Source organism: Vreelandella sp. 2A-K22 (genome assembly GCF_054065485.1).
Map to the genome: position 1 here is coordinate 301253 of NZ_JBSUGC010000004.1, position 20644 is coordinate 321896.

Consider the following 20644-nt stretch of genomic DNA (forward strand, 5'->3'; position numbering starts at 1 on the left):
TACGCGAATGACAAAACTTCACTATAAAAAAACCCTAGCAATGGTTAAAACCATAACTAGGGTATGCATTTATGCGGCCCGCGACGGGTTGCTAGTGGATGCCTATTTAGTGATGAAAGCGCTCCGCGGACTGGCGGGCCAGCTCACGGATGCCATCCCAATCTTCCGCTTCCACCATTGCTTTGGGTGTTAGCCAGGAGCCACCTACGCACATCACATTGGGCAGCGATAGATAATCATCGGCGTTGTCGACGGTGATACCGCCAGTGGGACAGAAGCGGGCTTCAGGAATCGGCGCGCCAAACGCTTTGATGGCTTTGGCTCCACCGCTGGATTCCGCCGGGAAGAACTTGAACCGACGGTAACCGTACTGCCAGCCGGTCATTAGTTCAGAAACTGTCGAGACCCCCGGCAGCATGGGCACCGGGCTTTCAACGCCGTAACGATAGAGGGCTTCCGTTGCGCCTGGTGTTACTACAAAGTCAGCGCCAACCTGCTCGGCCTGGCGGTACTGGGCGGGCGTCAGTACCGTGCCCACGCCAATGCTGGCACCGGGCAACGCTTCACGCATACGCTTCACTGCTTCAAGCGCGCAGTCAGTGCGCAGGGTAATTTCCAATACGGTTAAGCCACCCTCTACCAGGGCGCGGCCTAGCGGTACCGCATCTTCCAAACGCTCGATAGTGATGACCGGAATCACCTCGGCTTTCAAGCAGATGCTATCCAGCTCTGCAGTGCGTGTAGAAGGTAACTGTTTGTCGATAGTCATTAGTGAGTCTCCAAGCAACTTATTATTGGCTAAGGCAGTTAGCGCTCAAGGCGCCCAATAAATGGCCAGTGGGCAGGTTAAAAAGGCACGAATAGGCAGTTGACGAACATCGTCGCCACTTAGTGCCTTGGCCAATACGGCGCGTTTATCATCGCCGGTAATATGCAGAATATGCCGCCGTGCCTGATGGAGGCGATCGGCCGAAAAAGTAATCCGGGGTTGCGGCTGACTAGGCGTTCTGACCGCCACTAACAGCTCCTCCGTGGCAAGTGCCAGGGTCAATTCAGGGCTGTCAGGAAACAGTGACGCCGTATGACCATCACCGCCCATGCCTAGAATCACCACGCTGGCAGGCCACGCTAGCGTTTCCGTTTGCTTGGCAACTTCATCAACGCCCTCTTCAGGTGTAGCCGCGCTACAAGTTAACGGTATAAAAGTGGCCGCCGATGCCTCGCCCTGTAGCAGATGCTCACGCACCAGCTTGGCGTTGCTATCGCTGCTCTGCTCGTCTACCCAACGCTCATCGGCCAGCGTTACATCTACCCGCTCCCAGGGCAGCGATTTGGCCGCTAGCGCCTTAAAAAAAGGCACTGGCGTAGAGCCACCAGAAACCACCAGTAGGACACGCTCCTGGTGGTTTAAATCGTCTTGCAGACCCTGAAACACGGCTTCGGCAAGCTGCTCGGCCAACTGTTGGCGTGCTTGGCTCATATTAATAATCCTCGTACCAGCTGCGGCCATCCTGGGTAATCATGGCGATGGAAGCGACCGGCCCCCAAGAGCCTGCGGGATAACGACGCGGCGGCATGTCGCGCTTTTTCCAGCCATCGATGAGCTGGTCGCACCAGCGCCAGGCGTGTTCAATTTCATCGCGACGCACGAACAGGTACTGCTGGCCTTTCATGACTTCGAGCAGCAGGCGTTCGTAAGCATCGGGTATCCGCGATTTGGGAAATGCGCTGTTGAAGTCCAAATGCAGCGGACCCGGGCGCAGGCGCATGCCTTTATCCAAACCGCTATCTTTGGTCAATACTTGCAGGGCAATACCCTCCTCCGGCTGCAGGCGAATAATCAACTTATTAGAGGCGATGCCGCGCTGATCCGGGTCGAAGATATAGTGGGGCTGCTGACGGAAGTGAATAACGATCTGCGAGAGCTTCTCCGGCATCCGTTTACCGGTGCGCAGGTAGAACGGCACGCCTGCCCAGCGCCAGTTAGCCACTTCGGTTTTCATGGCCACAAAGGTTTCGGTCTGGCTCTGGGTGTTGGCGCCTTCTTCTTCCAGGTAACCCGGCACCGACTGGCCATCGCTGGTGCCCGCGATATATTGACCGCGTACTACATCGCGACCAAGCGCCTCGCCCACAAACGGTTTAAGTGCTTTAAGCACCTTGACCTTTTCATCACGGATGGCGTCGGCATCCAGGTTAGAGGGCGGATCCATGGCGATTAAGCACAGCAGCTGCAGCAGGTGGTTTTGCACCATATCGCGTAGCTGACCCGCCTCATCGAAATAGCCCCAGCGCCCTTCGATACCGACCTTTTCGGCAACGGTAATTTCCACGTGGGAAATGTTGTTCTGATTCCACTGGGTGCCAAACAGCGGGTTGGCAAAACGCAGGGCAATCAGGTTCTGTACGGTCTCTTTGCCCAAATAGTGGTCGATGCGGTAAATCCGCGACTCGGGGAACACTTCACCGATAGCGTCGTTAATTTCAACCGAGGAGTGCAGGTCGTAACCGATGGGTTTCTCAACCACCACGCGGGACTCATCGTCCAGGCTTTTACTGGCCTGCAGGTGACGGCAGATATCGCCATAAATAGGTGCCCCAACGGAAAGATAGACCACCATTGGGCGCGGTGAGCCCTTTCGCCACTGGCGAATGGCGTCGTAACCTTCAACGCTGGAAAAATCGAGTTTCAAATAATCTAGGCGGGCGAGAAAACGCTCGAGGCTCTGCTTATCCTGCTCGCTGCTTTTCAGCCGTTTCTGCAACGCATCGTTAACCATTTTCCGGAACGATGCAGCATCGTGCTCATGGCGAGCCAGCCCCATAATGCGCGTGCTTTCAGGCATCAAGCCTTCGCGATCAAGATGGTATAAGGCAGGAAATAGCTTGCGCATGGCAAGATCACCCAGCGCCCCAAACAGCGCTAAATCAATAGCGTGATTCGGATCGCCCAGCGGTGCACCTTGGGAAGCAGTGGACTGGCTCATCGTCACTCCTGTTTATAATTAGGCATCTAATGTAGTTAGATTACCTAAAATTTACCGTAATACGGGTATTGTACGCAATAATTCGTGTAATTTTACTACAAAATAGCATCTACCGCTTCTCTTTCGATGCGTTTACGGCTGTGATTGGTGAAGGAATTTCCTCTCTCACTCTACGCCCTTGATATACGCCACTGCTACGCCCACTAAGGAGGAGGCGAGCTAGATGAGCCAATAATGAAGTATGCTTTAATTCATCAGGCAATGCATAAAGCATCAGCTTGGGCTGATGCCAAAGGTAGAGGCATCACATTGGGTTTATGTTTTTATGAATTATTTTTGCCAAAGAGAAACCAATAGCGGCGCCTGTTAATTTCGCATAGGTGGCAATACCAGAATAGATCAGCTCGGTTTGAGTGTAAATTTCCGCATAATCTGCACACATAGCAGACAATGTTGCCAAAGCTGCAACTACGAATCCCCACTTAACACCATGCCCCCATGCAATCAAAATGACTGGTATAAGATACGGAAATATGGATATAACAGGATTTTCCGCCTGATAATTATATACTGCCAGACCCCATAGCCAAGTGAGTAACACGAAAATACGAAAATACGAATTGGGATTTGTTTGAAATAACCCCACAGTCTTATTGCCCCATTAAAAGAGTATTTATTTATAATTTAACCATATGCAGGGACATGCGACTCAATTGAAGCAATTTTTTTACGCAATTTTTACGTCTGCTAACGTAGGATTAAACAGCTATTGTGCAATAGAGCTACAGCATATAAATTTACGTAATTCAAAGCTGTGGAGCCACGCTTTATCATGATTGAAAAACAGCAATTTATCGTCATTGGTCTGGGCATATTCGGCGCGACTATTGCCCGTGAGCTAACTCAGCTTGGTCATGAGGTTTTGGGGATCGACGCTGATGAGCTGCGTGTCAATCGATTAGCAGATGAGATCACTCACGCAGTCATTGCTGACGTAACAGATGAAAACGCGCTTATAGAGCTAAATGCGGGCAATTATGACGCAGCGGTGGTAGCGATAGGCAGAAACGTAGAGGCAGCGATGTTGGCAACCCTTCAGCTGCAAGAATTAGGTGTGACAAAGGTATGGACGAAAGCACTGACAAATCAACACCACAGAGTCCTTGAACGGCTTGGTGCAACACGTATTATTGCACCTGAATATGAAATGGGTGTACGAATCTCTCAGGAATTGAATTACCCAATGGTTCATGATTACTTAAACCTGGGGAAGGATTATGTTGTCGTAGAATTCCATACAACAGAGGACTTAATTGGAAAAACCATTGGAAAAATCATCGAAGATGTTGATGTAGCGGCTTTAGTGGTCAAAAGAAATACAGAAGTGCATGCACACCCTGGCCTCGATTGGGAAATACGCAGAGGTGATCGCTTAGTACTTGGCGGCTGGCTTGATGAATTAAGAAAACTCGTTAAAAACTTATGAAAGCAAGCTTACAAGACCAGACGCCTCACCAAACGATCGTCAAAGGGCCAAAGCGTAAACGTAGCATTAAGCCCCCTTGGCTATTGCTTGAGTCTTTTCTCATATTAATTTTCATTGGAACATGCTTACTAAAACTGCCATTTGCCACCGTCACTCCGGTTTCTTGGCTGGAGGCCGCATTTACTGCCACCTCCGCCGTGACGGTAACGGGCCTTGTGGTTGTCGATACAGGCAGTCAGTACACGACCTTCGGTCAGCTCGTCATCCTATGCCTGATTCAATTAGGCGGACTAGGGTTGATGACTTTTGCAGTACTGACTGCTCTAGCGCTTGGCTTTAAGTTACGCCTAAAGCAGCAGCTGGTGGCACAAGAAGCCTTTAATGAAGTATCCCTTCAAACGGCCAGAAAAGCGGGAAGTTCTATTGCGCTATTTGCCATTGCCAGCGAAGCCATTGGAATTATTGTACTTAGCTACTTTTTTATTCCCGAACTCGGCTGGGGTGACGGGCTATATAATGCGTTTTTTTATACCATTTCCGCATTTAATAATGCGGGCTTTGCGCTATCTCCAGATAGCTTATCAAATTACGTTTCTCATCCCGGCATCACGCTATCTGTCACAGCACTTTTTGTTACTGGAGGACTTGGCTATATCGTCATTATGGAATTATTGGAAAAGCGTTCATGGCCTCGGCTTTCGGTATACGTAAAAATTATCTTAACCACCACTTTATTTCTCAACTTGTTCGCTACCGCGGCGGTTTTGATTTTGGAATTTAACAACCCCAACACGCTAGGCATGCTAGAAGGCTTTTGGAGCAAGCTACTGGCCGCATGGTTTCAAGGTGTCACTCCTAGAACGGCTGGATTCAACACGCTCGAGATTGGTGCTCTAACAGCAGGCACTAGTGTTCTAATGCTTCTACTTATGTTTATTGGCGGCGCACCGAACTCAACCGCTAGCGGCATTAAGATTTCTACTTTTTTCATTTTAATCACGGCGACAAAATCTTTTCTCCAAGGAAATTTAAACGTAAGCTTCTTTGGTCGCTCACTAAGTCGAGAAACATTACTAAAAGCTTTAGCTACCGCGACTATCGGTATGGCAACCATTTTCATAGCTGTTTTTATGCTGACGATTTTTGTAAAAGACGACTTCTTAGATATAGCGTTCGAGGTTGTCTCTGCTTTTGGCACCGTAGGATTATCGCGTGGCACTACAAGTGAGCTGGGTACCGCGGGCCAGCTAATTATCATGGCCGTAATGCTTATTGGCCGCCTTGGCCCCCTAACGCTAGGTTATACGCTGACTGTACGTCACAAATCGCATGTCAAATATGCGACAACTGAATTTCCAGTTGGCTAATTATGCATGGCGTATGTTTTGCATTTAGCTTGAGCGAGGGAACGCTCATGCCCTCAAAAGCGCATTTGGTAGAGCCTGTAACAGGTTTTTAGCCCCCTACTTCTATTTAATGTTTCTACGCCCCTGATATACGCCATCACTACGCCCCTTAAGGATGAGGTGGCTGCCGACTGAATTGGCGAGGCTAAGCCTGTTCAGGTGGCAACGCCACCATCCTTTATAACAAAAATTGAGGCTTTTTAAATGATGGCAAGACATCGGCCCAGATTTACGCCTTTAATCACCGCCACCCTGCTTGCAGGAGCAACTTTGCCAGCCTTCGCGTTCGAAGATGACCGCTTAACCATCTGGATGGGCGACAACAAGGGCCAGCAAGGCATTCAGCTGCTGGCCGATCAGTTTCTTGAAGAGACGGGGATAGCGGTTGAGGTAGTCTTCCCGGACAACCTGACCGATCGTTTTCAACAGGCGGCAGGCAGTGGCCAAGGGCCGGATATCGTGATTTGGGCCCACGACCGGATTGGCGAGTGGGCACAAAGCGGCCTATTAAAACAGATAGCGCCTAGTGACAGCTTCCGTGAGTCTTTTTATGACTTCTCTTGGGAAGCTGCCCTGTGGAATGGCGAAACCTATGGCTACCCCATTTCAGTGGAATCACTCGGTCTCATTTATAACAAAGCCCTGGTGGACACCCCGCCGGAGAGCTTTGCCGAGTTAATGCAGCTGGACGAGACGCTTTCCCAAGAGGGTAAAAAAGCCATCCTGTTCGACTACAGCGAACCCTACTACGGTTGGACGCTGCTAGCCGCTAACGGGGGCTACCCGTTTAAACGAACTGACGCAGGCTACGACGTTACCGATATTGGCGTTAACAACGAAGGCGCCGTGCAAGGTGCAGAGCTGCTAGTCGAGCTGATCGAAAGCGACGTGATACCGCGGGGAACCGACTATAGCATCATGGATAACCGCTTTAACAAGGGCGAAGTAGCAACCATGATCAGCGGCCCCTGGGCCTGGCCAAACCTTGAGCGCAGCGGCATTGATTACGGCGTCGCCTTGCTGCCCAAGGTGGGCGATGAACGTGCCAAGCCCATGTTTGGCGTTATGACGGCAATGATCAACTCGGCCTCACCCAATGACTTTCTGGCCGTCGAGTTCCTGGAAAACTACCTGCTTAGCGAAGAGGGTATGCGCACCTTCAACAGCGATGGGTCGCTGGGGGCCGTGGCCCACATCGACTATCAGGCGGAACTGGCCAATAACCCCAACATCGCGGCCACCCTCGAGAACGCCGAAGTCGGTATGCCGATGCCGAACATTCCCGAAATGGGCGCCTTCTGGGCAGCTATGGAGCCCGCGCTGCAAAACATCGGCAGCGGGCGTCAATCACCCCAAGAAGCGTTGGATGCCGCCGCGCGGCGTATGCGTCAGTAGCCACTCGCCTTTTCTTCACTGCCCGGCCATGGCACACCGCTGGCAAGGCCGGGCAGTTTCGCAGGACATCTTTCATGTTTACCACGAATGCTTCGCGGGGCTTGCCCCGCCACCGCTCCCGCCATGTGGCCGAACGCTATTCCCGCTGGGCAATGCGCAGCTTGATCGGGCTGATGGTACTGGCCCTGCTTTGGCTGGTGATGGCCTTTTACATGCACGGCCAGTGGGTATTTGCGCTGCTTTTTTTGGTGCTTGGCACGTCGCTGGGCGTGGTGTTCAGCCGACGTTCGCTGATGAGCCACCGGTATATTTTCCCTGCCGTGGCCGGGCTTGGCGTGTTTGTCATTTTCCCGCTGGTGTATACCGTCGGCATCAGCTTCAGCAACTACAGCTCGGACAATCTGCTTAGCCAGGAGCGCGTACGCGCACAACTGACCAATCAAACCTACCAGGCAGAAGGCGCTGCCTTTTCCTATTCGCTTTACCAGGAAGGCGAGCTGGTGCGCCTTTACCTGGAAAGCGACGCCCCTGCGGGCGACAACGACCGGCTACTATCCGCCGCGCTCAACCTAACTAACAGCGAAGTTCGTCGCGTTCCAACCCAAGCCGTAGACACCCCGCCCGAAGGTGAGCCGCTTCCCATGCGCGCAGCCATCCAGGCCCGCGACGCCCTCCAGGCGCTGCGCCTGCAAACGCCCGGGGGCACCGAGCTGCGCATGGCGGGCCTGCGCCAGTTCGCGCCAATGATCGACCGCTATGAGATTCGTGACAACGGCAGCCTTTATGATCAGCAGGAGGGTCAGGTGCTGACGCCGGATAACGATATCGGCTTTTTCGTCACCGAAAACGGAGAACGCATCACCCCCGGGTGGCCGGTGAACGTGGGCTTCACCAACTACACCAAGATTTTCACCGACCCGGATATTCGCGGGCCGTTTATGCAGATTTTTGTCTGGACCTTCGTATTTGCCGGGCTCACCGTACTGTTCACGCTGGCCGTGGGGTTTGTCCTCGCCTCGCTGCTGCAGTGGGATCAGCTCAAGGGCAAGGCGGTCTATCGGACGCTACTGATACTGCCCTACGCGGTTCCAGCGTTTATTTCGATTCTGATTTTCAAAGGCATGTTCAATCAGCATTTTGGTGAAGTGAACATGATTCTGGAGGCACTGTTCGGCATTTCCCCAGAATGGTTTACCGACCCCTGGCTGGCCCGAACCATGCTGCTGATCGTCAACACCTGGCTGGGCTACCCCTATATGCTTCTGCTGTGCATGGGGCTGATTCAGTCGATCCCCGGCGATCTTTACGAGGCCTCGGCGGTAGACGGCGGCGGGCCGATCACCAACCTGATGAAGATCACCCTGCCGCTGATCATCAAACCGCTCACGCCGCTGTTAATCGCCGCCTTTGCTTTTAACTTCAATAATTTCGTGTTGATTGCCCTGCTCACCGGGGGCAGCCCGGACATTCTGGGTGCCAGCACGCCCGCGGGCACCACCGACCTGCTGGTGAGCTACACCTACCGAATCGCCTTCCAGGATGCTGGCCAAAACTTCGGCCTGGCGGCGGCGATTGCCACGCTGATCTTTCTGCTGGTGGTGGGCATGTCGGTCATCAATCTGCGGCTTTCCAAGGTTAAGGTTTAGGAGGTTTACGATGGCGATGGTTCAACCCCGCTCCATTCGCTCACGGCGATGGGGCGCCCATTTGGCGCTGATCGGCTTTGTTTCACTGATCGTGTTTCCGCTGCTTTTGGTGATTTCAATTTCGTTTCGTGAGGGCAACTTTGCCTCGGGGAGCTTGATCCCCGAGCGTTTCTCTCTTGAACACTGGGCGCTGGCCTTGGGTATTCCCTGGGAGCGCGCCGACGGCAGCGTGATCCAGCCGCCCTTCCCCGTGCTGCTGTGGCTATGGAACTCGATCAAAGTCGCCGTGGTGTCCTCGCTGCTGATTTTGATGCTTGCCACCACCAGTGCCTACGCCTTTGCCCGCATGCGCTTTAAGGGCAAAGAGCCGCTGTTAAAAGGCATGCTGATTTTCCAGATGTTCCCAGCAGTGCTTTCTCTGGTGGCGCTCTACGCCCTGTTCGACCGGCTAGGGCAGTTCGTGGGCTGGTTAGGCATAAATACTCACGGCGCGCTGATTGTCGCCTCACTCGGCGCAGTGGCGCTGCATATATGGACGATCAAAGGCTACTTTGAGTCGATTGATGGCTCGTTGGAAGAAGCCGCCATGGTCGACGGCGCCAGCACCTGGCAGGCGTTTCGCTACATCCTGCTGCCGCTGTCAGTGCCGATTCTAATGGTGGTGTTCATCCTGGCGTTTGTGATGAGCATCATGGAATACCCCATGGCGTCTGTACTGCTCGTGGATGAGCACAAGCTCACCCTGGCAGTAGGCGCTCAGCAGTACCTGGCCGACCATAATCAGCGTTGGGGCGACTTCGCCGCCGCTGCCGTGCTTTCCGGGCTGCCGATTACCATCGCCTTCCTGATCTGCCAGCGCTGGATTATTGGTGGGTTAACCGCCGGGGGCGTTAAAGGTTAATTTTATACCCGGTGACAACAAAGCTACTCTCGCTTGGACGATATGCTGACAACCGGCTCCTTTGGGGCCGTTTTTTTAGCCTAACGTCATTTTTTTAGGAGAATTTTACAGACTTTTAGTAATTGCCATGGTGAGATACCACGCTGAACACTAGGGCAAATTAAGAGCGGCAATATGACCATTTTTCCCAGCGGCCTGTACTACCGAGACGCTTACCGTAACTGGGCGCAAATATTTAAAATCATGGCGGTATTGTGGTTAGTGCTTGCCATGTTCATGGCGATTCCCTGGATCGTGTTGCTGGTAGAGAATGACCCGGATGCCCCTGCTTTTGGCGTGTCTATTCTGATTGTTCTTAGTGCTACCCTGGCCACTTGGCTACTCACGCGCAAGGTGTCGCTAGAGCTAAAGCCCTGGCAAATGTTTGTGCTCACAGCGGCCAGTTGGACAAGCATCACTGGCTTTGCGAGCCTACCGCTGATTTTAGGCGCACCCCAGCTCAGCGTGACTAATGCCGTCTTTGAATCCGTCTCGGCCATCACCACCACCGGCTCGACGGTGATGGTAGGGATTGAGCATTTATCCGACGGATTGAAGCTATGGCGCGGCTTAATGCAGTGGATGGGCGGCATCGGCATCATCGTCATGGGCATTGCCATTCTACCGTTTCTGAAAGTAGGCGGTATGCGACTATTTCATACCGAGTCTTCCGATTGGTCGGACAAAGTCATGCCCCGCACAGGCGGCATTGCCAAAGCGACACTAAGTATTTATGTAGCCCTAACGCTTGCGGCCATGGTGAGTTATTGGGCGGGAGGCATGCTACCGCTTGATGCTGTTGTCCACGGCATGACGTCCCTGGCTACCGGTGGTTTTGCCAACTCGGATGCTTCCTTTGGGGCTTACGCCGAACAGCCATGGCTACTGTGGATGGGCAGCTTTTTTATGCTAAGCGGGGCGCTGCCGTTTGTTTTATATATCCGCTTTATTCGTACATCGCGCACCGCTCTGTGGAAAGACCAACAGGTACGCGGACTTTTAAAGCTGTTACTGGCCGCGATAGTGGTGCTTAGCGGGTGGCGGGTGCTGCAAGGCGATGATTGGTTTGTTTCCCTTACCCACGTCACTTTTAACGTAATTTCAGTGGTGACTACCACCGGATACGCCTCGGATGACTACACGCTATGGGGCGCGTTACCGGTGACTGCTTTTTTCTACCTCACTTTTGTGGGCGGCTGTAGTGGCTCTACCAGTGGTGGTATGAAGATCTTCCGCTTTCAAATTGCCATGCTGATGCTACTCGACCAATTGCGTTATCTTATTCATGCCAACGGCGTGTTTACTACTCGCTACAACCACCAGCCGGTAACCAGCGATATCTCCAGAAGCGTGGTGGCCTTCTCGTTCTTCTTCTTTATTACCATTGCGGCACTGGCTCTAAGCCTTTCGGCACTTGGGCTGGATTTAGTGACGGCCCTTTCTGGTGCTGCCACTGCGGTGGCCAACGTCGGCCCCGGCCTTGGCGATATTATTGGCCCAGCGGGTAACTTTACGTCGCTACCCGAGGCGGCAAAATGGCTGCTGTGTATCGGTATGCTGATGGGCCGCCTGGAAATTTTGACGGTAGTTGTTCTAATGACGCCGATGTTCTGGCGCCGCTAATGCTTTCAGATTACTATTGTTTTTTCAGGTACCTATTGTTTTTTTCAGGTACCTAGGACGTTGCAGGTTGCTGCGCTGGCTCTACCAACAGCCGATACCCGACCCCGGCTTCTGTTTGCAGTAGTACTGGTGTTTGGGGGTCATCGCCGAGCTTTTGGCGCAGACGGCTGACCACAATACGCAGGTAATGGGTGTCGTCTACATGGGTCGGCCCCCATACTTCTTTAAGCAACTGGGTCTGGGTGACAACACGCCCGGCATAGCGGCAAAGACGGGCAAGCACGGCGAACTCTTTGCGGGTCAAATGCACACGATCCTGGTGTAGAGAAACCTGCCTTAACTCAAGATCGATCACCAGCCCCTGGCTAACATAGTAGCTAGCGGCCACCTCTCCCCTCGCTTGCAGCGACTGACGCTGTACTGCTCTAATACGGGCAAGCAGTTCTTGGATGCCAAAAGGTTTGGTAACGTAATCATTGGCGCCGTTATCCAGCGATAAAACTTTCTCCTCCTCCCTATCCCGCACGGACACCACAATTACCGGTACAACGCTGTGCTCCCGGATACCCTGTAGCACCTCATGACCATCCATATCGGGTAGGCCAAGGTCGAGTAGCACGACGTCTGGCGCTTGGGTATAGACCGCCGCCAAAGCCTGTTCACCGTTCTCTGCCTCCAGCACAGCGTAACCTTGGGAAGCTAGGCTGATACGCAGAAAGCGGCGTATTTGCTGTTCGTCGTCAACAATCAGAATGCGCCCATTCCCTTCACTCTTCATCAACACTCCTAATATCTGCGCCCAACAGTGGCAGGGTAATAATAATCGCTGTGCCCCGCCCGCTTTCGCCGGTGTCAGCGTTAATTGTGCCGCCGTGGGCGCCAATCATGCCACGACAAATGGCCAAACCGAGGCCACTGCCATGGGCACTGCGGTCGCCGTCGCCGCCGCTATAAAACATATCAAATACCTGCTCACGCAGCTCGGGGGAAATTCCTGGGCCTTGGTCTTCAATGGTGATTACCAATGTGGCTGGCTCACCTTCATTAAGGTGGGCCTTGATCAGCAGCTCGCCGCCTGGTAGCGAGAAGCGCTGGGCGTTATCCAGCACGTTAACCAGCGCCTGTTCCACCAGAGCGGGATGAACGTACAACAGCGGCAGCGTAGTAGGCCACTGTTTGCGTACCACGACGTGTTTTAGCGATTGCCCCAGTCGCTTCAGCGCTGAGTTGATGACGTCGTCAAACGACACCCAGTCACGCTCTATTTTCAGCGTGCCGTGCCCCAGCCGCGTCATATCGAGCAGGTTTTGAATATAGCGGTTGAGCCGCTCGCTCTCGGATAAGATACCGTCCAGCAACTCGCGCTGATCGTCTTCACTGAGCTGGGGTTTTAGCTCAATTAGTGAGCTGGTGGCGCCAATAATAGATGACAGCGGCGTGCGCAAGTCATGAGAAACCGACGAGAGTAACGCGGAGCGTAGCCGCTCGTTCTCCTCGGACACACGCGTTGTATTCAACTCGGCCACCAAACGTGTGCGCTCAAGCGCCATACTGAGTTGGCGCACCAGGGTGTCAATCAGCGACTCACGCTCATGGTTGAGCGCCTTTGGGCTTGCCGACAGTTTGAGCGCCAGCATCCCCACTTTTTCGCCATGCACCGCCAGCGGAAGTAAGCGCCACGCCTGCTGGCTCAACGTTTGAGTGCCCTGACCGCTCGGTTTTTGGTGCTGCCAACTCCATACCGCTGCCTGCTTGGCGGTCATATCCAAACGCTCGGCGTCCGGAAGTGCGTAGACCAGGCGCACCTCGCTAGCGCTTTCCGCCGTTTCAATAAAGATAACGGGGACTTCAAAACACTGCACCAGCGTATCGACACCCACTTTGGCGGCGCTGGCACTGTCGGTGGCGGTGGAGAGCTGCTCGGCGTAGCGCAACAGAAGCTGGGTCTGGTCGCGGCTGGCCCGCAGTGCGACTAAGCGCTGGCGTCCACGACCCGCCAGTTGCCCCACCACTAGCGCTACCAAAAAGAAGAACACCACCGTCAATAGTTGCCCCCGCTCCACCATGGCAAAGGTCAAACGCGGCTCTGTAAAAAAGAAGTTAAACACCAAAAAGCCCACCACGGCACTCAACATGGCCATAGCGGTGCCCGCCCAGATAGCACTGAACAGCACGGCGGCTAAAAACACCAGCGACAGATTGGCAAGCTCCAGCCAGGGTTCTAGCAGGTGGGCTATTGCCAATGAGGCCATTACCGCCAAGCTGGTGGCGAGTAGCTGGGGTGGACGCACTCTCCAGCCAGGCTGCCGCTTACGCCTACCTTGCTTCACGCTTCCCTGAGCCACTACCACGATATCAAAGACATCGGTATGCGCGATCAAGCGTTGGGCAAGCGGTCGTGACCAGGGCCACCAGCGACGTTTTGCGTCGCGTCCCACCATAATCGTGGTGGCATTAATCGAGCGGGCGTAGTTGAGCACCTCACCTAGCTGGCTATGCCCCTGCAAGCGAAGTGAATCGCCTCCCAGCCGGGTAACCAGGCTAAATATCTTCTCAACCATTAGCTGCTGCTCGGGCGAGGCGATACCTTTATCCACATAGACCGCCCGCCACACGGCCAGGCGCCTCTCGGCCATTCGGTGGGCTGAGCGCACGAGGGACACATCGTCTTCACTACCGTTGACGACCACCAGCAGGTGCGGCCTTACCGGCCAAGGGCCTGCTCTGCCGCTGGCATCCATGGCCACTTTTACATCGGCATCCACCCGCTCGGCCATGGTTTGAATCGCCAGCTCGCGCAACGCATTAAGGTTCGACTCATTAAAGTAGCCCTCCATGGCGGCGCGTGCCTGTTCCGGGATATATACCTTGCCGCGTCTTAAGCGTTCGAGCAGCTCCTCAGGGGTTAAGTCCACCAGCGATACATCCCGGGCGCGCTCTAGCAGTGCATCGGGAACGGTTTCGCGCATGCGAATGCCGGTAATCCGGGCCACATCGTCGTTGAGGCTTTCCAAATGCTGGACGTTCACCGTTGTCCAGACATCGACCCCCGCATCCAGCAACTCCTCGATATCCTGATAACGCCGTGGATGTCGGCTGCCGGGGATATTGCGATGAGCCAACTCGTCTACCAGCAGAATAGTGGGCTTCCGCTCTAGGGCCGCATCAATATCGAATTCATAAAATGTTCGGCCATGGTGCTGTAAAGGCGCTAGTGGAATACGTGACAGCCCCTCACAGAGAGCTTCGGTGTCGGCGCGCCCGTGGGACTCCACCACGCCAATGACGATATCATCGCCCTCTTCTGCCCGCTCCCGGGCTGTGCGTAGCATGGTGTAAGTTTTGCCTACTCCGGGGGCGGCTCCTAAAAATACACGCAAACAGCCGCGCGCCTCTCGGCGCGCGGCTTTTAGCAATGCATTGGGATCGGGTCGCTGATCCGCTGAATACATTTAGCTACTCCACAGGGGTAACGGACGACGTGGTGGTGGTGGCGACTGGAAAACGCTCATCCAAACTCACATTCAATCGCAAAACGTTGACCACTGACGACCCCAGCCAGCCCGTGTTTTCAAGCGCTTGGTCGATCAGCTCAGTGACGCTAGCTTCGTCGATTTCACGCGCCTGCGCTACCCTTGCGACCTGTAATTCAGCGGCTGGTAACGAGATATGCGGGTCAACCCCGGAGCCCGACGCGGTGATCAGATCAACCGGGATTTGATCGACGCTGACGCCTTCCCTCTGGGCAATCGCCAGGGCATCGGCCTGGGCACGCTCACGAAGCGCTTCGTTGCTAGGTGCCAGATTAGAGCCCGAAACCCCGCCCGCATCGTTACCCGCCGCTGACGGGCGACCGATAAAGTATTCATCGCTGACAAAGGTTTGCGACACCAGGCTTGAACCCACTACCCGACCATCGGCGTCGCGAACCAAGCTGCCTTGCGCCTGCTCAGGAAACAACCAGCCACCGACCGTTGTCGTCGCTAAGGGGTACACCAGCCCAAGCAGAACGGCCATCACCACCATAAAGCGCAGAGCATTGCCCCAAGTGGCTTTTGCCTCAAACGTTGGTGCCTGCTGCTCTTCGTCATTAATCGCCGAGGGATCTTTAATACCTATATTCATGACGCTTCTCCTAGATAAACAGCGTAATCAGCATGTCGAACAGCTTGATGGCGGGGAACGGTAGCAGCAGCCCACCAAGACCGTAGATCAGCAGATTGCGGCGCAATAGCACCGTTGCCGATGCGGCCTTTACGGACACGCCACGCAGCGCAAAGGGAATCAGTGCGGGGATAATCAGCGCATTGAACAGCACGGCTGCCAGCACCGCCGTGGTGGGTGAATGCAGGTTCATCACATCCAGCACGCCCAGCGCGGGGAAACTTGCCGCAAATAGCGCCGGTAGAATCACGAAGTACTTAGCGACATCGTTCGCCAAAGAGAACGTGGTCAGTGCGCCTCGGGTCACCAGCAGCTGCTTACCAATTTCCACCGCGCTGATTAGCTTGCCGGGGTCGGAGTCCAGGTCGACCATATTGGCCGCTTCGCGGGCGGCTTGGGTGCCGGAATTCATGGCCAGACCAAGGTCAGCCTGGGCCAGCGCCGGTGCGTCATTGGTGCCGTCACCGACCATGGCCACCAGTCGGCCACTGGCTTGCTCTTCGCGAATCAGCGCCAGCTTACGCTCAGGCGTGGCCTCAGCAATGTAGTCATCGACTCCTGCCGTGGCGGCTATGGCCGAGGCGGTAATCGGGTTGTCACCGGTGATCATCACGGTTTTGATGCCCATGGCACGCAGCTCGGCAAACTTCTCCGCGATACCGCTTTTGATCACGTCAGACAGCGCTACCACGCCCAGGATCTGCTGGTTTTCCGCTACCGCAATGGGGGTGGCACCATCCCGGGATATGCGCTCAATGACCTGGTTATAATCGCTGGGGATATCGCCGCCCTGCGCCCTTACCCACTCGGCGATGGCATTAGGGGCACCTTTACGTATTTTTTTACCGCTGGTTAGGTCAACCCCTGAAAGCCGGGTTTCAGCGCTGAAGGCTTCAAAGGTAGCGCCATCGGCTTCTTCACTGAGCTGCATATCCACACCCTGCTCGGTGGCGAGCGCCACAATCGAGCGGCCTTCCGGCGTGGGGTCTTCCAGGGAGGTCAGGAACGCCGCGTCGCGTACCTTGTCCCGCGGCACCTGCTGACAGGGTGCGAACTCCGTCGCGCGGCGGTCACCCAGGGTAATCGTGCCGGTTTTATCCAGCAACAGCGTGTCGATGCTGCCGGCAATCTCCACCGCCTTACCTGACTTGGCGACCAGGTTGGCCCGCATGGCGCGCTCCATACCGGCAATACCAATGGCGGGCAAAAGACCGCCAATGGTGGTAGGAATCAAACACACTAATAGTGCTACCAGCATGACCGTCGAGGTTTCTACTCCTACGAAAGCGGCCATGGGCACCAGCGTGACCACCACGATCAGGAACACCAGGGTCAGCATCGCCAGCAGCACCGAAAGCGCCAGCTCGGAAGGCGTTTTCTGACGGCTAGCGCCCTCTACCAAGGCAATCATACGATCCAGCAGGGATTCACCGGGATTGGCACTGACTTCAATAATCAGCTGATCCGAGAGCACTTTGGTGCCCGCACTGACGCCGCTGTTATCGGTGCCCGCTTCACGCAGCACCGGCGCGGACTCACCGGTTACCGCCGACTCGTTGATAGACGCCGCACCCTCGACGATATCGCCATCTGCCGGAATCAGCTCACCCGCCACCACTTTCACTCGGTCGCCTTTACGCAGTGAGTCGGCGGTCACGGCGCTGGTGGTGCCGTCAGCGTTTAGCTTAGCCGCCTTGAGCTCCCCTTTGGTTTTGCGCAGCGCGCCAGCATGAGCCTTACCCCGGGACTCGGCCAGTGACTCCGCACCGGTGGCAAACAGCACGGTGGCGAGCAGCAGTAGCGCAATGGTGAGCGCAAAGCCGCCGTTTTCGCCCTGGGCGAAAGCAATCGGCGTTAGCCCGAAACACACCACCGTACCAATGGCGACCACCGCCATAACCGGGTTGCGCGCCAGTAGATGGGGCGCAAGCCCTTTCACCGCGCCGGTGACAACCTGGCCAATGGGCAGCGAACGACGCGGCTGTTTAGCAAGCTCTGTATGTGACATCTCTTTTCTCCTAGAAGCCTTGCACGACGGATTCTGCAATTGGGCCAAGCACTAACGCCGGTAAGAAGCCAAGCAGGTTGACGATCACAATCACCCCTGCGGTTAAGCCCATAAAGGCGGGGCTATCCATGGGCAGGGTTCCACGCCCCGCCGGTGCCGTGCGCTTAGCGGCCAACCAACCGGCTACCGCTAATGGCACTAGCATGGGTAAGAAGCGGCCAATCAACAGGGCGACCACGCAGGCAATATTCCACCAGGTTGTGTCATCGCCCAGCCCTTCAAAACCAGAGCCGTTATTGGCAAACGCGGAGGTAAATTCGTAAAGCACTTGGGATAAACCGTGAAACCCCGGGTTTGAATTGGCTGCCGCGCTTGGCATCGCCACGGTCAGCGCACTCAACCCTAGGATGACCAGCGGCTGAGCCAGAATCGCCAGTGAAATCCAGCGCATCTCGCGGGTTTCTAACGGTTTGCCAAAAAGCTCGGGCGACCTACCTACCATCAGTGAGCCAACAAAGGCCGCCAACATCAGGTAGAGGAAGAAACCAATTAACCCGACGCCCACGCCACCGAAGGTCACGTTCACGAACATATCCATCAGCAGCATCATGCCGCCCATGGGATTGAAGCTATCGTGCATGGCATTGACTGAGCCGTTGGAGGTTTGCGTTGTCCAACTGCCCCACAGGGCGGAAAGGTCAGTGCCAAAACGCAGCTCCTTGCCTTCTAAATTGGCCCCCGGCTGAGAGAGCTCGGTCAAAGCAGCATTGGGCATGCGTTCTGAATAGACCACCACAGACGTGGAGATCAGTGAGAACGCGATCATTACGGCGCCAATGCCCGTCATTAGTCGGCGTCGGCCACTAATCAGAGCAATCGCAATGAGCAGCGCCACGGGGATAATCGTCAGTGAAGCGGTTTCGATAACGTTCGCCAGCGGCGTGGGGTTCTCAAGCGGCACGCTTGAGTTGGGCCCGTACCAGCCACCCCCGTTGGTACCCAACTGCTTGATCGCCACCATGGACGCCACCGGGCCTAAGGGAATCGACTGCACTTCTTCCACCTGGGGATCCAGCATCTCTACCTGGTGGGCGGCCTGATAGCTGGCCGGTACGCCCTGCCATGTGAGCAACAGTGCGACTACCGCTGCCAGTGGCAACATAACGCGCACCAGGGTACGGGTAAGGTCGTGGTAGTAGTTGCCAACGCCTTTTAACACCTTGGCAGGTTTAGCGACTAATAAAGTGCGGGCAATGGCGACCAACACTGCGAGCCCCGTGGCGGGGGTTAAGAACTGCAGCGTGACAATGGCGAAGGTTTGGCTTAAATGCGAAAGCTGCGCTTGGCCAGAATAATGCTGCTGGTTGGTGTTGGTAGCAAAGGACACCGCTGTATGCAGCGCCGTGTCCCAAGGCATGCCAGGTATGCCGTCCGGGTTGAGTGGCAGTAGGCCCTGACACATAAACACTAGCCATGCCAGCAGTATCAAGCCCACATGCAGCTTCAGGATGGCTAACGCGTACACTTGCCACGTCATGGCATGTTGACTGTTAACGCCCGCCAACCGATAGATTGGCTTTTCGATCACGCCAAATAGCGTGTCGAGACGGTTCGGCTGGGCACCTAGCGAATGGGCAATGTAGATACCCAGTGGTACGCTAAGCAGAGCCACGAGGGCGTAAATAGCGATCATATCGTTCATGGTGATCTCCTAAAAACGCTCGGGGCAGATAAGTGCGTAAAATAGATACGCCGCTGTGCCGGTCGCGATAATTAGCAATGCAATATTCATGAAAGTGCCTCCTTTGATTGACACCTTGAGCTTAGAGATTGCAGGCGTAAAAATTCGATGGCGTTTAAGGCGTTAGCCGTCAAAAAGACGTAAAAAAAGCCTTTTTCGTCGGCCAAAAGTAGATCTGAAGCTCACTACCCTCGACAGCTTCCCCTTGGATAGGTGAGTATCTGCATTAACATGTCGCCGGAGTGACCTAACGACTAATGAAAATTATTATTCTCGGCGCCGGCCAGGTCGGCGGCACACTGGCAGAACACCTCGCCCGCGAGGAGAACGACATCACCGTCGTTGACACTGACGCCAAAAAACTGCGCGAGCTGCACACCAAAATCGATATCCGCACGGTCACCGGGGCAGGTTCCTACCCGATTGTGTTGCGCCAGGCAGGCTGTGAAGACGCCGATATGTTGATCGCTGTCACCAACAGCGACGAGATCAATATGATCGCCTGCCAGGTCGCCCATACGCTGTTTCGCACCCCGACCAAAATTGCCCGGGTGCGCGCCACCGCGTATTTGACCCGTAAAGGCCTTTTTGCCCACGAAGCGATCCCCATTGATGTACTGATCAGCCCCGAGCAGGTGGTCACCGATCATGTACGTCGCCTGATTGAGCATCCCGGTGCCCTGCAGGTGCTGGAGTTTGCCGGTGGCCTGGTACAGCTGGTGGCGGTGAAGGCGTTCTACGGTGGCCCGCTGGTGGGTCAGGACTTGGCCTTTTTGCGCCGCCATATGCCCAACGTGGATACCCGCGTAGCCGCCATTTACCGTCGTAACCGACCAATTATCCCCCGTGGCGATACGGTCATCGAGGCTGACGACGAGGTGTTCTTCCTTGCCGCCCGCCGGGATATTCGCGCGGTAATGAGCGAGCTACGCCGGGTCGAGCGGGACTTCCGCCGGGTAGTGATCGCCGGGGGTGGCAATATCGGCGAGCGGCTGGCCGAACACCTGGAGCATAGCCACCAGGTCAAGATCATCGAGCACAGCCTGGAGCGCTGCACTACCCTCTCTGAGCGGCTGGATCGCACCGTGGTGCTCCATGGCAGTGCCACCAGCAAGCGTCTGCTGGAAGAGGAGAATATCGAAGAGTGCGATATCTTCTGCGCGCTGACCAACGACGACGAAGTCAATATCATGTCGTCGCTGCTCGCCAAGCGTTTGGGGGCGAAGAAGGTGCTGACGCTGATTAACA

At 55.1% G+C, this 20644-nt stretch carries 17 protein-coding genes; 7 read left to right on the plus strand and 10 right to left on the minus strand.

The features are described 5' to 3' along the window. Positions 1-106: 106 nt before the first annotated feature. The 4 genes from ACW17M_RS07770 to ACW17M_RS07785 all read right to left on the minus strand — a co-directional run bounded on the left by ACW17M_RS07770 (position 107) and on the right by ACW17M_RS07785 (position 3633). A complete protein-coding gene (locus tag ACW17M_RS07770) occupies positions 107-769 on the minus strand; it encodes a bifunctional 4-hydroxy-2-oxoglutarate aldolase/2-dehydro-3-deoxy-phosphogluconate aldolase (protein ID WP_022523036.1) in 663 nt (220 codons plus the stop codon). 45 nt (positions 770-814) lie between these two features. After that, positions 815-1480: a 6-phosphogluconolactonase gene (gene pgl / locus ACW17M_RS07775; RefSeq protein ID WP_457547183.1), complete on the minus strand. Its 666-nt coding sequence runs from the start codon at positions 1478-1480 to the stop codon at positions 815-817. A gap of 1 nt (position 1481) precedes the next feature. Beyond that, positions 1482-2987 (minus strand): glucose-6-phosphate dehydrogenase, encoded by a 1506-nt coding sequence (zwf, locus tag ACW17M_RS07780; RefSeq protein WP_022523034.1) that lies wholly within the window; start codon positions 2985-2987, stop codon positions 1482-1484. 304 nt (positions 2988-3291) lie between these two features. Beyond that, positions 3292-3633: a hypothetical protein gene (locus ACW17M_RS07785; protein WP_155705938.1), complete on the minus strand. Its 342-nt coding sequence runs from the start codon at positions 3631-3633 to the stop codon at positions 3292-3294. A gap of 186 nt (positions 3634-3819) precedes the next feature. On the opposite strand from ACW17M_RS07785, the gene ACW17M_RS07790 reads away from it, so the two are divergent. The 6 genes from ACW17M_RS07790 to ACW17M_RS07815 all read left to right on the plus strand — a co-directional run bounded on the left by ACW17M_RS07790 (position 3820) and on the right by ACW17M_RS07815 (position 11483). Beyond that, the gene (locus ACW17M_RS07790; protein ID WP_027957646.1) at positions 3820-4473 is read left to right on the plus strand and encodes a potassium channel family protein; all 654 of its coding nucleotides are present in this window, start codon (positions 3820-3822) and stop codon (positions 4471-4473) included. Next, complete coding sequence (locus ACW17M_RS07795) at positions 4470-5840, plus strand: TrkH family potassium uptake protein (protein WP_457547184.1); 1371 nt, start codon at positions 4470-4472, stop codon at positions 5838-5840. The genes ACW17M_RS07790 and ACW17M_RS07795 overlap by 4 nt, the downstream gene beginning before the upstream one ends. Positions 5841-6086: 246 nt before the next feature. Beyond that, positions 6087-7274, plus strand: a complete 1188-nt coding sequence (gene malE / locus ACW17M_RS07800) for a maltose/maltodextrin ABC transporter substrate-binding protein MalE (RefSeq protein WP_457547192.1) — start codon at positions 6087-6089, stop codon at positions 7272-7274. A 74-nt stretch (positions 7275-7348) separates the two neighbouring features. Continuing rightward, positions 7349-8920 (plus strand): maltose ABC transporter permease MalF, encoded by a 1572-nt coding sequence (gene malF, locus ACW17M_RS07805; protein WP_457547185.1) that lies wholly within the window; start codon positions 7349-7351, stop codon positions 8918-8920. 10 nt (positions 8921-8930) lie between these two features. Next, the gene (gene malG / locus ACW17M_RS07810) at positions 8931-9821 is read left to right on the plus strand and encodes a maltose ABC transporter permease MalG (protein WP_457547186.1); all 891 of its coding nucleotides are present in this window, start codon (positions 8931-8933) and stop codon (positions 9819-9821) included. 174 nt (positions 9822-9995) lie between these two features. Beyond that, the gene (locus ACW17M_RS07815; protein WP_342585294.1) at positions 9996-11483 is read left to right on the plus strand and encodes a TrkH family potassium uptake protein; all 1488 of its coding nucleotides are present in this window, start codon (positions 9996-9998) and stop codon (positions 11481-11483) included. A 52-nt stretch (positions 11484-11535) separates the two neighbouring features. Here ACW17M_RS07815 and ACW17M_RS07820 read toward each other — a convergent pair whose 3' ends face one another. From ACW17M_RS07820 to kdpF, 6 genes are read right to left on the minus strand one after another with little or no spacing between them, the layout of a single operon-like run. Continuing rightward, on the minus strand, positions 11536-12261 hold the full coding sequence (locus tag ACW17M_RS07820; protein ID WP_342585293.1) for a response regulator transcription factor: 726 nt from the start codon (positions 12259-12261) through the stop codon (positions 11536-11538). Next, positions 12251-14935: an ATP-binding protein gene (locus ACW17M_RS07825; RefSeq protein WP_457547187.1), complete on the minus strand. Its 2685-nt coding sequence runs from the start codon at positions 14933-14935 to the stop codon at positions 12251-12253. Before ACW17M_RS07825 ends, ACW17M_RS07820 begins: the two co-directional genes overlap by 11 nt. A 4-nt stretch (positions 14936-14939) precedes the next feature. Beyond that, positions 14940-15608 carry a potassium-transporting ATPase subunit KdpC gene (gene kdpC, locus ACW17M_RS07830; RefSeq protein ID WP_342585291.1) on the minus strand — a complete coding sequence of 223 codons (669 nt, stop codon included), beginning with the start codon at positions 15606-15608 and terminating at the stop codon, positions 14940-14942. A 10-nt stretch (positions 15609-15618) separates the two neighbouring features. Continuing rightward, complete coding sequence (kdpB, locus tag ACW17M_RS07835; RefSeq protein WP_342585290.1) at positions 15619-17655, minus strand: potassium-transporting ATPase subunit KdpB; 2037 nt, start codon at positions 17653-17655, stop codon at positions 15619-15621. A gap of 10 nt (positions 17656-17665) precedes the next feature. Then, a complete protein-coding gene (kdpA, locus tag ACW17M_RS07840; RefSeq protein WP_400671150.1) occupies positions 17666-19357 on the minus strand; it encodes a potassium-transporting ATPase subunit KdpA in 1692 nt (563 codons plus the stop codon). Positions 19358-19366: 9 nt separating this feature from the next. Further along, positions 19367-19447 (minus strand): K(+)-transporting ATPase subunit F, encoded by an 81-nt coding sequence (kdpF, locus tag ACW17M_RS07845; RefSeq protein WP_081742537.1) that lies wholly within the window; start codon positions 19445-19447, stop codon positions 19367-19369. Between the two features lie 206 nt (positions 19448-19653). On the opposite strand from kdpF, the gene trkA reads away from it, so the two are divergent. Further along, positions 19654-20644: Trk system potassium transporter TrkA (trkA, locus tag ACW17M_RS07850; RefSeq protein WP_457547188.1), on the plus strand; the 991-nt coding region annotated here is incomplete at its 3' end.

Excerpts from the sequence above, each read along its gene's own strand:
- kdpB (WP_342585290.1), bottom strand. The coding sequence starts at position 17,655 with ATGTCACATACAGAGCTTGCTAAACAGCCGCGTCGTTCGCTGCCCATT.
- ACW17M_RS07790 (WP_027957646.1), top strand. The coding sequence starts at position 3,820 with ATGATTGAAAAACAGCAATTTATCGTCATTGGTCTGGGCATATTCGGC.
- ACW17M_RS07770 (WP_022523036.1), bottom strand. The coding sequence starts at position 769 with ATGACTATCGACAAACAGTTACCTTCTACACGCACTGCAGAGCTGGAT.
- ACW17M_RS07820 (WP_342585293.1), bottom strand. The coding sequence starts at position 12,261 with ATGAAGAGTGAAGGGAATGGGCGCATTCTGATTGTTGACGACGAACAG.
- malG (WP_457547186.1), top strand. The coding sequence starts at position 8,931 with ATGGCGATGGTTCAACCCCGCTCCATTCGCTCACGGCGATGGGGCGCC.
- kdpF (WP_081742537.1), bottom strand. The coding sequence starts at position 19,447 with ATGAATATTGCATTGCTAATTATCGCGACCGGCACAGCGGCGTATCTA.
- zwf (WP_022523034.1), bottom strand. The coding sequence starts at position 2,987 with ATGAGCCAGTCCACTGCTTCCCAAGGTGCACCGCTGGGCGATCCGAAT.
- malF (WP_457547185.1), top strand. The coding sequence starts at position 7,349 with ATGTTTACCACGAATGCTTCGCGGGGCTTGCCCCGCCACCGCTCCCGC.
- malE (WP_457547192.1), top strand. The coding sequence starts at position 6,087 with ATGGCAAGACATCGGCCCAGATTTACGCCTTTAATCACCGCCACCCTG.
- kdpC (WP_342585291.1), bottom strand. The coding sequence starts at position 15,608 with ATGAATATAGGTATTAAAGATCCCTCGGCGATTAATGACGAAGAGCAG.
- kdpA (WP_400671150.1), bottom strand. The coding sequence starts at position 19,357 with ATGAACGATATGATCGCTATTTACGCCCTCGTGGCTCTGCTTAGCGTA.
- ACW17M_RS07825 (WP_457547187.1), bottom strand. The coding sequence starts at position 14,935 with ATGTATTCAGCGGATCAGCGACCCGATCCCAATGCATTGCTAAAAGCC.
- ACW17M_RS07815 (WP_342585294.1), top strand. The coding sequence starts at position 9,996 with ATGACCATTTTTCCCAGCGGCCTGTACTACCGAGACGCTTACCGTAAC.
- ACW17M_RS07795 (WP_457547184.1), top strand. The coding sequence starts at position 4,470 with ATGAAAGCAAGCTTACAAGACCAGACGCCTCACCAAACGATCGTCAAA.
- pgl (WP_457547183.1), bottom strand. The coding sequence starts at position 1,480 with ATGAGCCAAGCACGCCAACAGTTGGCCGAGCAGCTTGCCGAAGCCGTG.